Source organism: Nonomuraea sp. NPDC049504, assembly GCF_040676845.1.
Taxonomy (GTDB): domain Bacteria; phylum Actinomycetota; class Actinomycetes; order Streptosporangiales; family Streptosporangiaceae; genus Nonomuraea; species Nonomuraea salmonea.
In genome coordinates, this window is sequence record NZ_JBFAPT010000011.1 from 121,200 (window position 1) to 133,021 (window position 11,822).

Genomic DNA, 11,822 nt, shown 5'->3' on the forward strand with positions numbered 1-11,822 from the left:
CGGTGCTCAGGCCAGGCTCTCACCGCCGTCGACGGTGATGACCTGGCCGGTGACGTAGCCGTTGGCCATGCAGAACAACGCCGCGGCGGCGGCCTCCTGGGCGGTGCCGACGCGGCCGAGCGGGGCGCTCTGCCCGGCGGCGGCCACGCCCTCGTCGGAGTCCAGGCCGGGCAGCGAGCGCAGCAGCGGGGTGTCGATGCGGCCGTAGCGGATGGCGTTGACGCGTACGCGGGCGGCGGCCAGCTCGACGGCCAGAGCCCTGGTGAGGATCTCCACGCCGCCGGCGACGGCGAGCGGGACGGTCATGGCGGGCATGGGCCGGGTGACGAGGATGCCGGAGCTGAAGGTGAGCGAACCGCCGGCGGGCAGGCGGGTGGCCGCGGCTCGGGCGGCGGCGAAAGGCCGCCACAGGCTGTCGGCGAGGGTGGCGCGGATGCCGTCGGGCGGCAGGTCGGCCAGCGGGCCCGCGCCGCTGATGCCGCCCGCGGTGAGGTAGACGTGCTGCACCTGGCCCGCCCGCTCGAACGCCTCGTCCAGCGTGCGCTCGTCGCCGGCGTCGCCGGCCACGGTGAGCACGTCGTCCTCGCCACCAGGTGCGGCGGCCCGTACGTGCTCCGCGGCGGCCTTGAGCTTCTCGGCGTCGCGGCCGACCAGCACGACGCGGGCGCCGACCGAGCGCAGCAGGGCGCCGGCGGCGAGGCCGATGCCTGAGCTGCCGCCGATGAGCAGCGCGGTGGCGCCGGCCAGCGAGGCGGGCAGCGGCGTGCGGACGGGAACGGGTGAGGTCATGGGGATGCCCTTCCGAGCGAAATAAACCAACTGGATGTTTTTGTTCCGGGGTCGATACTGCCCCCAGGAGGCACAAGAGTCAACCGGGTGGTTTAATTCCTCGCATGGCCTACGACGCGGAGGACACCAGACGGCGCATCTTCGAGGCCGCCACGGCCGAGTTCGCCCGCTACGGCCTGGCCGGCGCGCGCGTCGGCCGCATCGCCGAGGAGGCCAGGGCCAACAAGCAGGCCATCTACCTCTACTACGGCAGCAAGGAGAAGCTGTTCGCCGCCGTGGTGCGGGCCAAGCTGGAAGAGGTCAGCCGCTCGGTGTCGATCGACCCCGACGCGGTGGCCGAGTCGATCGGCCAGATGTTCGACTGGTACCAGGAGCATCCCGAGCTGATCAGGCTGCTGCTGTGGGAGGCGCTGGAGGCGGGCGGCGCCGGCGCGGGCGACGCCGAGCGGCGGGAGGCCTTCCGCGGCAAGGTGCGCTTCCTCGCCGACAGCGGCGTGGTGCCCGAGCGGGAGCAGGCCGAGTGCGTACGCGCGGGCCAGGACCTGCTGTTCACCCTCATGGGGCTCATCGCCTGGAACTTCGCGGTGCCCGGGATGTGCCGGGCGGTCCTGGACGAGGACGACGAGTGCGCCGCCTACGCCCGCCGCCGCCGGCACGTCATCGACACCGCCCGCCTGCTCACCTCCGCCTACGCCCGCAGCCTCTCCTGACGGGGGTCAGGCGCCGAGCAGGCGGGGCGTCCAGCGGCGTACGGCGGCCGTCACCTCCGCGGTGAGGTACTGCCGCAGGGTGTCGTCCGGCACGCCGGCCGGTCCGATGAGCGTGCCGGTGGGCAGGGCGGCCGTGGCGGCGGCCACGACGGCGGCGGCCGCCGCCGAGGCCGGGCGCTTGACGCCCTGCTGGACCTGCTCCCACAGCGGCCGCATCGGCGGCGGCAGCAGGTGGATCGTCATCTCGGCGGCGTTGGGCGTGGCGGCGGGGCCCGGGTCGACGGCCACGACGTCCACGCCCTGGCCGTCCAGCCGCGCGGCCAGGTCCATGGTGTGCACGAGATGGGCCAGCTTGGCCCGCCCGGTGGCGGCCATCCCGTAGTAGGGGCTGGGCGGCTCGGTCTCCTCGTACGTGGGGTCGGCCGCCATGATGGCCGAGGACGTCACGTTCACGATCCTGCTCGGCGCGCCCGCCTTGAGGGCGTCCAGCAGCGCCTCGGTCAGCACGTACGGCGACAGGTGGTTGACCGCGACGCTGGCCTCGATGCCGTCGGCGGTGTCGCGGCGCCTGCTCCACATGCCGCCCACGTTGTTGACCAGCAGCTGCAGCGGCCCCTCGTCGGCGAGCTGCACGGCAAGGGCGCGCGCGGCCTCCAGCGAGGACAGGTCGGCGGCCAGGAACCGGCCCGCCGCACGCCCCGCCGCCTCGTCCAGGCGGGCCACCGCGGCGGCGCCGCGCCCGGCGTCGCGGCCGACGACCGTGACGGCGAAGCCGGACGCGGCCAGCGCCGTGGCCGTCTCCAGGCCGATGCCGCCGGTCGCCGCGGTCACGACCGCCTTGCGGACATATGTAGACATGCGTCATCCATTCAGGAAGGGGATCAGGAGGAGCGGCGGGCCCGGCCCGCGCCCTGACCAGACAACACCGGCCGCGTGCGGCGACGGAAGTTCCTGTCGGGCAGGCCGCGATGCCGCGGCGGCATAGCCGCACGTGGAAGACTGCGCGGGTGAGTGATGTGGAGATCCGGCAGTTGCGCTACTTCATCGCGGTGGCCGAGGAACGCAACTTCACCAGGGCCGCCGAGCGGCTGCTGATGACGCAGCCCGCGCTGTCGCGCGCGATCAGGGCGCTGGAGCGCGAGGTCGGCGCCGAGCTGCTGGTGCGCTCACCGGGCGACGTCGGGCTCACGCCGGCCGGGCGGGTGCTGCTGGCCGAGGCCCGCACGCTGGTCGCCCAGGCGGGCAACGCGCTCGCCCGCGTCCGGCGCACCGGCGGCGGGCCGTCCGCGCTGACGGTGACGGCCTCCGGCTGCAGCGCTCCGCTGCTGGACGACCTGGTGCGCTCCTTCAACGACGGCGATCCCGCGGTGCCGGCGGAGGCGGTCGTGGGCAACGCCGCCGACCAGCTCGACCGGCTGCGCTCCGGCGCGGCCGACCTGGCGCTGCTGCGCGCCGCGCCCGACCCCGCCGCCATGGACGGCGTGCTGCTGCTGCTCGACCAGATGCACGTCATGCTGTCGGCGAGCCACCGGCTGGCCGGGCGTTCTTCGCTCACCACGGCCGACCTGGCCGACGAGCCGGTGCTGCGCTGGCAGGGCGGCAACCTGCAGATGATGACGCCGGAGCTGTGGCCCGAAGGCTTCCCCGGGCGTCCCGGGCCCGTCGTGAGCGACGGGATGCAGCTGTTCGCGGTGGTCAGGCTGGGGCAGGCCGTCGTGCTGTGCCCGCCCCCTGCGCAGGGCTTCGACGAGCAGCCCGGCACCGTCACCCTGCCGCTGGCCGACAAGGAGCCGGTGCCGTTGCGGCTGGCCTGGCTGCGTGAGCACGCCCGGCCGCCGGGGGTGCGGGCGTTCGTCCGCCACAGCCGTGCGCGGGTCGCGGCTCAGCCGGCCATCAGCGGGTAGGAGCTGCGGGGTGAGAGCCGTCTACGCCGCCGCCGCCGCCCATGTGCCGGCGCCTCCTGAGCAGGTGTTCGCGCTGATCACGGACTGGCCGCGGCATCCGGAGTGGATGTTCATGACGACCGCGCGGCGGGTGGGCGAGGACGGGCTGGAGGCGTACACCGGCCTGCGGCCGTTGGGGTTCCTCGACACGATGACGATCACGCACTGGGAGCCGCCGTTCCTGATGCGGGTCGATCACACCGGGCGGGTGGTGCGCGGGCGCGGCGCCATCCGGGTGCGGCCTGACGGTGATGGCAGCCGGGTGGTGTGGGCGGAGGAGCTGCTGGTGCCGTTCGGGGCGCTCGGCGTGGCGGCCTGGCCGTTCATCCGGCCGCTGGTGAACGCCGTGGCCCGCCGCTCGCTGCGTAAACTCGCGGCCCTGCTGCCCGCCTCATAGCCGACCGGCGCGCCGGATGGCGTGGAGAGACGGTCACGCGGTTTTTCCGATGAGGCCGTGGCGGGCGGCCGCGGCGGCGAAGGCGGAGATCACCGGGTGGGGGCGCCGCCCGTCGCCGGCCAGCTCGGGCTGGAACATCACGGCCAGGAAGAACGGGTGCCCGGGCAGCTCGACCGCGCGGGCCGTGCCGTCGTCGGCGTGACCGGAGAACACCAGCCCGTGCCCGGCCAGGGTCTGCTTGTAGTCCTCGTTGAGTCCGTAGGAGCAGTTGTAGACCTCGACCGTGGAGGACGCTCCGACGATCCGCTCCATCATGGTGCCGGACTCCGGCCGTACGCGGCTCTCGTGCCCGGCAAGCGTGCAGGCCAGCGGGGTGAGCAGGAAGTCTCGGGCGCCGGGGGTGTTCTCGGCGTGTGCGACGTCCAGCCCGCACACGTTCCTCGCGTACTCCAGCAGCAGGTGCTGGAAGCCGCCGCAGGTGCCGAGGAACGGGATGCCGCGCTCGCGCGCCACCCGTACCGCCTCCAGCGCGCCCGCCTCGTCGCGGTAGGGGCTGCCGGGCACGAGCCAGATCCCGTCGAACCCGTCCACTCCGCTCACGTCGGCGGTGGAGATCCAGTACGCGTCCACCGCGATGCCGTCGCGCTCCCGCAACGCCCGCACCAGCAGCGGGATCCTGGCGTGGGAACGGACGGAGGGGGAGCGTTCCCCCACAAGGGCGATTCTCATGTCCCCCATCGTGGCCGCCCGCCCGGCTTAAGCGCCAACGATCATTTCTTGCCGTGCTATAAGCACTTCTAATGGACCCTCATCTGCTGGCCACGTTCGTCGCCGTCGCCCGCCACGGCTCGTTCTCGGCCGCCGCCGCCGAGCTCGGCTACACCCAGTCGGCCGTCTCCCAGCAGGTCGCCGCGCTGGAGAGCGACCTGGGGCTGGCGCTGCTGACCCGCCGCCCCGTCGCGCCCACCCCGGCGGGCCGCCGCCTGCTGGAACACGCCGATCCGCTGCTGCTGCGCCTGCGCGCGGCCCGCGCCGACGTGCTGCGCGCCGCCGCACCGCCCGGCCACCTGCTGCGCCTGGCCGCCACCCCGCTCGCGCTCAACCCGGTGCTGGCCGGCCGCCTGGCCACGGCCTGCGCCCGCCGGCCCCGCCTGGACGTGGACGTGCACACCTGCGGCCGCGACGACGTGGCGGTCACCGTGGCCAGGGGCGAGGCGGACCTGGGGCTGGCCGACGGCATCGTGGCCCCCAGCGACCCGCTGCGCCTGCCGGAGACCGGCCCGATGACGGCCACCGGCGTCGCCGAGGAGGACCTGCACGTCATGCTCCCGCACGGCCACCCCCTGTCCGGCCGTACGGCGCTGCGCCTGGGCGACCTGGCCGACGCGCGCTGGCTGCGCACGCCGCTGTGCCCGCTGCCGCGCCTGCGCGAGCTGGCAGGCGACGGTTTCCCCACGGCGGTCGGCTACGACGGCGAGGACGTGCACACGGTGCTGAACCTGGTGGCCGCCGGCCACGGCCTGACCCTGCTGCCCGCCTCGGCCGGCCCCGGCCCCTGCGCCGGAGTGCGCCTGGCCGAACCCCGCCTGGTGCACCGCGTGGAACTGCTCCACGCCACCCTCCCGGACGGCCCCGGCTCCGACGTCGCCGCCATCCTGACCGGCGGCTGACCCGGTCTCAGCGGCTCACACGTCACGTACAGGGACCGCCTGACGCTCGCCGCGCAGGGGCCGGTGGGCTGGGCGACCGTCACAGGCCGAAGGCGCCGCCGTCGATGAGGATGAACGCGCCGATGGCGATCAGCACCGCGGGCAGCAGGATGTGGCCCCAGCGGGTCAGCGCTCCGGCGATGACGGGGCGGGTGGCGAAGAACCGGCCGGCCGCGCACCACACGGCCACCAGCAGCAGGAAGACCGTGACGTAGACGGTCATGCCGCCGGGGCCGGAGGTGGCGAAGACCGGGACGTACACGCCGATGTTGTCGCCGCCGTTGGCGAAGGTGACGGCGGCGACGGCCAGCGCGCCCGGCCCGCCGGGCGGCTCCTGCTCCTGCCCCTCGGAGCGGTTCTTCCACGCCTGCCAGCCGGCCTTGAGGCCGATGGCGAGCGGGAGCAGCCCCAGGTACGGGATGACGGGGCCGGGCAGGAAGCTCGCCCCGAACCCGGCGGCGACGGCCACGGCCAGGATCGCGGCGAAGCCGAGATACTGGCCGGCCACGATCCGCGCCGCCGCGCCCGGCCGGCCGGCGGCCTGGGCGAAGAACAGCGCCAGGATCAGGATGTCGTCGATGTTGGTGACGGCGAACAGGGCCGCCGCCTGCCCGGCGACGCCGGCGTTCACCGCCTGCGCCTCCTCAGGCGAGCCAGTCGCCGGGGCCGCCCGGCAGCGGGGCGGCGGGGTCGTAGGGGTCGCGGGTGAAGATGAAGGTGTTGAGGTCGAGGTGGTCGGGGGCGACCTTGAGCGTCTCGCCGGCGTAGTAGCCGTCGAGGCCGAGCCAGGTGCCGTCGTCCTGGGCGACGAAGCGGGAGGCGCGGCCGCGGCCGCCGACCGGCTCCAGCGCCAGGCCGCGGTCGGGCAGCAGGCTCAGCACGTACGGCTTGGGGCCCCAGTGCCACAGGCCGGTCAGGGCGAGCAGGCCGGGGTCGGCGGGGGCGGGCTGCCATTCGTCGGGCAGGCGCGGCTCGTACTCGTGCAGGATGTCGAGCAGGTCGTCGGTGAGGGCGCCGGTGAGGCCGGAGGTGGTGTTGGCCATGAACAGCACGCCGGTGTCCTCGTCGGGGTCGGCCCACACGGTGGCCAGGAAACCGGGCATGGAGCCGGTGTGGCCGGCCAGGCGGCGGCCGCGGGCGCGGGAGAGCTGCAGGCCGAGCCCGAACCCGCCGGTCCAGGTGTGGCCGTCGTCGACGCCGATGGGTTCGCGCATCTCGGCGAGGGTGGCGGCGGGCAGCACGCCGCTGGTGTGGCCGGACAGGAACGCGGCCCAGCGGGCCAGGTCGTGCGGGGTGGACCACAGCTGGCCCGCCGGGCCCATGGCGTCGGCGTCGTGTTCGGGCTCGGCGAGCACGACGTCGGCGTAGGGGTGGACGGCGTAGCCGGTGGCGTGGGGCGGGCGGGGGCGCGGGGTGGTGTCGTGCATGCCGAGCGGGTCGAGCACCTCGGCGCGCAGGGCCTTGAGCCAGGTGGTGCCGCGCAGCCGGCCCACCAGCTCGCCGAGCAGCGCGAACCCGACGTTGGAGTAGTGGAAGCGGCGGCCGGGACGGTGCTTGAGCTCTGGCCCGCCGAGGCGGTCGAGCAGGTCGTGGGCGGGGATGCCGGGGGTGCGCTCCCACCAGTCGGTGGGCGGCTCGGCGGTCAGGCCGGCGGTGTGGGACATCAGCTGGCCGATGGTCAGGTGGCCGACCTGGGTGCCGGGCAGGTGCCGCTCGAGGGGGTCGTTGAGGTCGAGGACGCCTTCGTCGCGCAGCCGCATGACGACGACGGCGACCATGCTCTTGGTGATGGATCCGATGCGGTATTGGGTGGCGGGCGTCGGCTGCTGGTCGCCGACGCGGCCTCTGCCGCCGAACCATGCGGTCCGCCCGTCGCGGACGATCGCCGCCGTCAGCGACGGCACCCTGCACTCGGCCTGTTCGACGGCCAGCCTGCGCAGCAGGGCGCGCGCCGTCGCCTGTCCCACCTGACTCATGAGCGACAAGAGTAGCGGCTGCTCAGCGGGAGGGTGCGCGGTCGAAGGCATCGAGGATGAGGCGGGTGGCGTCGAGCTCTGAGGTGGTGTGGCCGAGGCGGGGGACGGGCATGGCGCCGGGCCAGGTGTGGCCGCCGCCGGTGACGGTGTAGAGGCGCACGGTGGCGCCGGGGCAGGTCCAGTCGTGCAGGCGTACGCGGGGGGCGGGGGTGGTGGTGCCGGGGCCGGTGCAGCCGAGCAGGTCCGCCCAGCCGGCGGTGGCGCGCTCGACGGGGTCCAGGACGATGAGGTCGGCGAGTTCGCGCAGGTCGCCGGTGGCGTCGCGGAAGGGGTGGCCGCCGTCGTAGGGGACGATGCGGTCGTCGGTGCCGTGGAAGGCGATGATCGTGGTGGGGGCGGGCGGCCGGCAGGGGCGGGCGATGTTGATGCCGGCGACGGCGGCCACGGCCGACAGCTTGCCGTCGAGGGCGCAGATGAGGCCGGTGGCCATGGCGGCGCCGTAGGACATGCCGGCGGCGAACCGGCGGTCGGCGCGGACGCACAGGCGGCGTTCGAGGTGGGCGAGCAGCGCGGTGAGGAAGCCGGTGTCGTCGGGGCCGGCGGTGCGGGGCAGGGTCCAGCCCATGTGGCCGTCGGCGGCCTGGGGGGTGGCGACGATGTAGCCGCGGCTTGTGCCGTGCTCGGCCAGGCGGCTGTAGGCGTTCTGGCGGGCGGCGGTGGAGTTGAGCCCGTGCAGGTCGAGGATGAGGGGGTGGGGGCCGTCACCGTCGGGCAGGGCGAGCAGGAAGCGGCGGCTGAGCCCGTCGTGAGCGAGGCGGTGGGTGCCGGGTTCCAGCCGGTCGGCGGACTGGCAGCCGCTGGTGATGGCGGGCTGGGCGGCGGGGGAGGGCGGGACGGGCGCGGGTGGCGCTCCGTCGCAGCGGACGGCCAGCAGGGCGAGTGCCGCCGTCAGGGCGAGGCGGGCGAGCATGGGCGCCTCCTTCCGTCCCGCCCTCAACGCTACAGCGGCAGCCCCTGCGAGGCCCCTCTTCGGCGGTCCCTTCCCCCCTTGGCGGTCAGACGTCGCCGGGGAGGGTGAGCATTGTGTTGAGCACCGGGACGAGCTGCTGTTCCTCGTGGTCGAGGTGGGCCTCCAGCTTCGCGGTGAGCCGGTCGAGTTCGGCCTGGATCCGGCTCCGGTCGTGGTCGAGCAGGCGCCTGATCTCGTTCATGAGGGCGGCGACCACCTGGTGCTCCTGGCGGAGCCGGGCGAGGACGCCGGCCAGCTCGGGGCGCTCGGTGGCGAGGTGGGGGAACAGGGCGCCGTCCTCGCCTTCGTGGTGGGCGTGCAGGGCGTCGCAGAAGGCCAGGCAGTGCGTACGCAGGTCGGCCGCGTCCATCCTGGACTCGCGCAGCGCGGCGAGGTCCCGGCGGAAGCCGTCGTGCAGTTTGATCAGTTCGTCACCCCAGGCGGTGATGCGGTCGTTCATGCCGGTTCCATCTCTCGGGTCGGTGTGTGGGTGAGGCGGGTGTGGGCGGTGGCGAAGAGGGCGGCGAGCAGCCCGGCCGCGGCGGCGACGCCGAACGTCCATGCCGGGCCGCCGGCGTCGAGCACGGCGGCGCCGACGGCTCCCGCGACGCTGCTGCCGGCGATCCTGACCAGGGCGTTGATGCCGCCGGCGGCCGCGGTCTTGGCGGGTTCGACGTGTTCGACGGCCATGGTGCCGAGGGCGGCGTAGCCGAGGCCGGTGCCCAGGCCGAGCACGGTCGCGGCGCCGTACAGGTCCATGGGGGAGGAATCGGACAGGGCCAGCCACAGGGCGGAGGCGCTCACCAGCGCGGAGCCGGCCGCCACGAGGGCCGAGGCGGTGTAGCGGCGCATGAGCGGCCCGGCGAGCACGGACGTCACGAGCATGAGCAGGGTCGTGGGCAGCAGGTAGAGGCCGACCTGCAGCACCGAGGCGCCGAGGCGGCCCTGCGCGACGGCCGAGACGGTGGTGATGGCGGTGAACAGGGCGAGCCCCATGAGGAACGACGCCACGGTGGCCCCGACGGTGGCGCGGTGCAGCAGCATGGGGATCTCGATGAGCGGGTGCGGGGTGCGGCGGGCGGTCACGGCCCAGACCGCGGCCCCGGCGACGGCGGCGGCGAACAGGCCGAGGGTGGCCGGTGAGGTCCAGCCCCACGCGGCGCCCTTGCTGACGGCCAGCAGCAGGCAGCCGAGCCACAAGGCGACGAGCGCCGCGCCGGCCAGGTCGGGACGTCCGGGTGCGCGGGCGTGGCGCTCGCGCACCACGGCGGCCACCAGCAGCAGGCTGAGGGCGGCGAGCGCGGCCTGGGCCCAGAAGACCGCCCGGTGGTCGCCCTCCAGCAGCCCGGCCATGATGAGGCCGCCGCCGCAGCCGACGCCGAGGGTGGCGCTGAGCACGCCGATCGCGGCGGGCAGCCGGTCGGGGGGGACGAGCTGCCTGACCAGGCCCATGGACAGGGGGAGCAGCGGCGCGGCGGCGCCCTGCAGGACACGGCCGGCCAGCAGCAGGGGCAGTTGGTCGGCGATGGCGCTGAGCACGGATCCGGCGGCCAGGAGGGCGAGGGTGAGCAGGGCCATGGTGCGGCGGCCGTACATGTCGCCGAGGCGGGCCAGCAGCGGGATCGACACGGCCCCCGACAGCATGCCGGCGGTGAGCGCCCAGGAGACGGTGGTGGGCGGGGCGTGCAGCAGGCGTTCGAGGCCGGGCAGCAGGGGGACGACGACGGTCATCTGCAGGGAGCCCACGGCGACGGCGAAGGCGAGGGCGGGGATGGCCAACGACTTTGTATACACGTACACAAAGTAGCATGGCGGTCATGCCGACGCGTACAGGAAGACCGCCCCGCATCTCCCGGGCGGAGATCGTCACCGCCGCCTGGCGGGTCATCGAGCAGGACGGAGTGGGCGAGCTGACCATGCGCAGGCTGGCCAGAGAGGTCGGCAGCACGCCGATGGCGCTCTACCGGCACGTGCGCGACAAGGACGAGCTGCTGGTGCTGCTGCTCGACGACTACGCCGCCGGCATCCCCCGCCCCGACCTGCCCGACGACCCCCGCGAACGCGCGATCACCGCCGCGCTGGCCATGCACGAGGCCGTCTCAGGCTGCCCGTGGGCGGTCGACGTGCTGCGCGCCGACGACCTGCTGGCGGTGGGCGCGCTGTGGTACCCCGACCGGATCGTCGACGCCGGCCTGCGGGCGGGACTGCCGATGGAGGAGGCGGTGGACGCGTACCGGATCATCTGGCACTACACGGCCGGCGAGATCGGCGGCCGCGCGGCCGCCCGCCGGCGCCGCGAGCAGGGCGGCCCCACCTACCGCGAGAAGGTCTTCACCGGCCTGGACGCGGCGCAGTTCCCCCGCCTCAGCGAGATCGCCGGCCGGTGGGAGGAGCTGACGGCCCGAGACACCTACGCCAAGGGCGTCCGCGCCCTCGTCACCGGCCTGCTGCCCGCGGTCAGAACCTGAGCTCCCACGACTGGTTGATCCGCCAATGCACGTAGGACCTGTCCGGGAAGCAGTCCCAGATCTGCAGAGACGGAATCTCGGGAAGCAACGAGATGAGCTGATGGCGCGCACTTCCACGAAACGCCGGCATTTCCGCAACGCTTCTGCCCGCATAACCTGACCACCGGCCCGGTTTATCGGATCGAGTCCCCCGTTACGTGCGTGGCGCTCCCGCCCGGCGGAGGCGGAAAGACCGCGCACCCGAAGCTCCCTGGCCCGCCACCCGGCGTGCGTGTGACCCTGGAGCCATGGAGACCTTATTCGAGCACGCCGGCGGCCACGACAAACTGCACGAGTTCATCGAGATCTTCTATCGCAGCCTGCTGGCCGACCCGCTGCTCCAGCCGCTCTTCGGCACGGGCAGGGCCACCCACGTCGACCATCTGACCGCCTTCACGGCGGAGACCTTCGGCGGCCCCGACACCTTCTCCACCGACATGGGCGGGTTCCCGCTGCTCATCCGCGCCCACCGGGGACTGCGGATCACCGAGGAGCAGCGCTCGCGCTTCGTCGAGCTGTACATGCAGGCCGCCGACCACGCGGGGCTGCCCGACGACGAGCCGTTCCGGGCCGCCCTGCGCTCGCACGTGGAGTTCGGCACGGAGGTGGCCAAGCAGAACTCCCACGCCGAGACCGACGATCAGCTCCACCCGCTGCGTGAGGTGCCGCTCTGGACGTGGGAGTGAACGCGGCGCGGACCACCCGCCGGGCCGGGTGTCGCGGCGGTGAGGATCTCCCCTAATCTCGTCGGTGTGGTGGAGCGCGAGGCGGGCCCGGACGCG

Annotated in this window: 14 protein-coding genes; 6 read left to right on the forward strand and 8 right to left on the reverse strand. The window is 74.3% G+C overall.

What is annotated here, in order from left to right; genetic code table 11:
* Positions 1–6: 6 nt before the first annotated feature.
* Positions 7–789: an SDR family oxidoreductase gene (locus AB0K28_RS22090; RefSeq protein WP_345407130.1), complete on the reverse strand. Its 783-nt coding sequence runs from the start codon at positions 787–789 to the stop codon at positions 7–9.
* A gap of 104 nt (positions 790–893) precedes the next feature.
* Here AB0K28_RS22090 and AB0K28_RS22095 point away from each other — a divergent pair, with 104 nt between their 5' ends.
* Entirely contained in the window at positions 894–1,499 is a 606-nt protein-coding gene (locus AB0K28_RS22095; protein ID WP_345407133.1) for a TetR family transcriptional regulator, read from the forward strand.
* Positions 1,500–1,505: 6 nt separating this feature from the next.
* Here the strand turns inward: AB0K28_RS22095 and AB0K28_RS22100 are convergent, their stop codons facing one another.
* Complete coding sequence (locus AB0K28_RS22100) at positions 1,506–2,357, reverse strand: SDR family NAD(P)-dependent oxidoreductase (RefSeq protein ID WP_364372891.1); 852 nt, start codon at positions 2,355–2,357, stop codon at positions 1,506–1,508.
* 149 nt (positions 2,358–2,506) lie between these two features.
* On the opposite strand from AB0K28_RS22100, the gene AB0K28_RS22105 reads away from it, so the two are divergent.
* Positions 2,507–3,403: a LysR family transcriptional regulator gene (locus AB0K28_RS22105; protein WP_364372894.1), complete on the forward strand. Its 897-nt coding sequence runs from the start codon at positions 2,507–2,509 to the stop codon at positions 3,401–3,403.
* A 10-nt stretch (positions 3,404–3,413) separates the two neighbouring features.
* Complete coding sequence (locus tag AB0K28_RS22110) at positions 3,414–3,839, forward strand: SRPBCC family protein (RefSeq protein WP_345407140.1); 426 nt, start codon at positions 3,414–3,416, stop codon at positions 3,837–3,839.
* Between the two features lie 33 nt (positions 3,840–3,872).
* Here AB0K28_RS22110 and AB0K28_RS22115 read toward each other — a convergent pair whose 3' ends face one another.
* The gene (locus AB0K28_RS22115) at positions 3,873–4,568 is read right to left on the reverse strand and encodes a gamma-glutamyl-gamma-aminobutyrate hydrolase family protein (RefSeq protein WP_364372898.1); all 696 of its coding nucleotides are present in this window, start codon (positions 4,566–4,568) and stop codon (positions 3,873–3,875) included.
* A gap of 71 nt (positions 4,569–4,639) precedes the next feature.
* On the opposite strand from AB0K28_RS22115, the gene AB0K28_RS22120 reads away from it, so the two are divergent.
* Positions 4,640–5,509 (forward strand): LysR family transcriptional regulator, encoded by an 870-nt coding sequence (locus tag AB0K28_RS22120; RefSeq protein ID WP_364372901.1) that lies wholly within the window; start codon positions 4,640–4,642, stop codon positions 5,507–5,509.
* A 79-nt stretch (positions 5,510–5,588) separates the two neighbouring features.
* Here the strand turns inward: AB0K28_RS22120 and AB0K28_RS22125 are convergent, their stop codons facing one another.
* From AB0K28_RS22125 to AB0K28_RS22145, 5 genes are all read right to left on the reverse strand, one after another.
* Positions 5,589–6,179 carry a cadmium resistance transporter gene (locus AB0K28_RS22125; RefSeq protein ID WP_345409884.1) on the reverse strand — a complete coding sequence of 197 codons (591 nt, stop codon included), beginning with the start codon at positions 6,177–6,179 and terminating at the stop codon, positions 5,589–5,591.
* 13 nt (positions 6,180–6,192) lie between these two features.
* A complete protein-coding gene (locus AB0K28_RS22130) occupies positions 6,193–7,524 on the reverse strand; it encodes a serine hydrolase domain-containing protein (RefSeq protein ID WP_364372905.1) in 1,332 nt (443 codons plus the stop codon).
* 22 nt (positions 7,525–7,546) lie between these two features.
* Positions 7,547–8,494 carry a hypothetical protein gene (locus AB0K28_RS22135; RefSeq protein WP_364372908.1) on the reverse strand — a complete coding sequence of 316 codons (948 nt, stop codon included), beginning with the start codon at positions 8,492–8,494 and terminating at the stop codon, positions 7,547–7,549.
* A gap of 85 nt (positions 8,495–8,579) precedes the next feature.
* Positions 8,580–8,993 carry a hemerythrin domain-containing protein gene (locus AB0K28_RS22140; RefSeq protein ID WP_364372911.1) on the reverse strand — a complete coding sequence of 138 codons (414 nt, stop codon included), beginning with the start codon at positions 8,991–8,993 and terminating at the stop codon, positions 8,580–8,582.
* A complete protein-coding gene (locus AB0K28_RS22145) occupies positions 8,990–10,312 on the reverse strand; it encodes an MFS transporter (RefSeq protein WP_364372914.1) in 1,323 nt (440 codons plus the stop codon). The genes AB0K28_RS22140 and AB0K28_RS22145 overlap by 4 nt, the downstream gene beginning before the upstream one ends.
* 38 nt (positions 10,313–10,350) lie before the next feature.
* On the opposite strand from AB0K28_RS22145, the gene AB0K28_RS22150 reads away from it, so the two are divergent.
* Positions 10,351–11,001, forward strand: a complete 651-nt coding sequence (locus AB0K28_RS22150; protein WP_364372917.1) for a TetR family transcriptional regulator — start codon at positions 10,351–10,353, stop codon at positions 10,999–11,001.
* Between the two features lie 287 nt (positions 11,002–11,288).
* Complete coding sequence (locus AB0K28_RS22155) at positions 11,289–11,726, forward strand: group II truncated hemoglobin (RefSeq protein WP_345407164.1); 438 nt, start codon at positions 11,289–11,291, stop codon at positions 11,724–11,726.
* Positions 11,727–11,822: the final 96 nt, after the last annotated feature.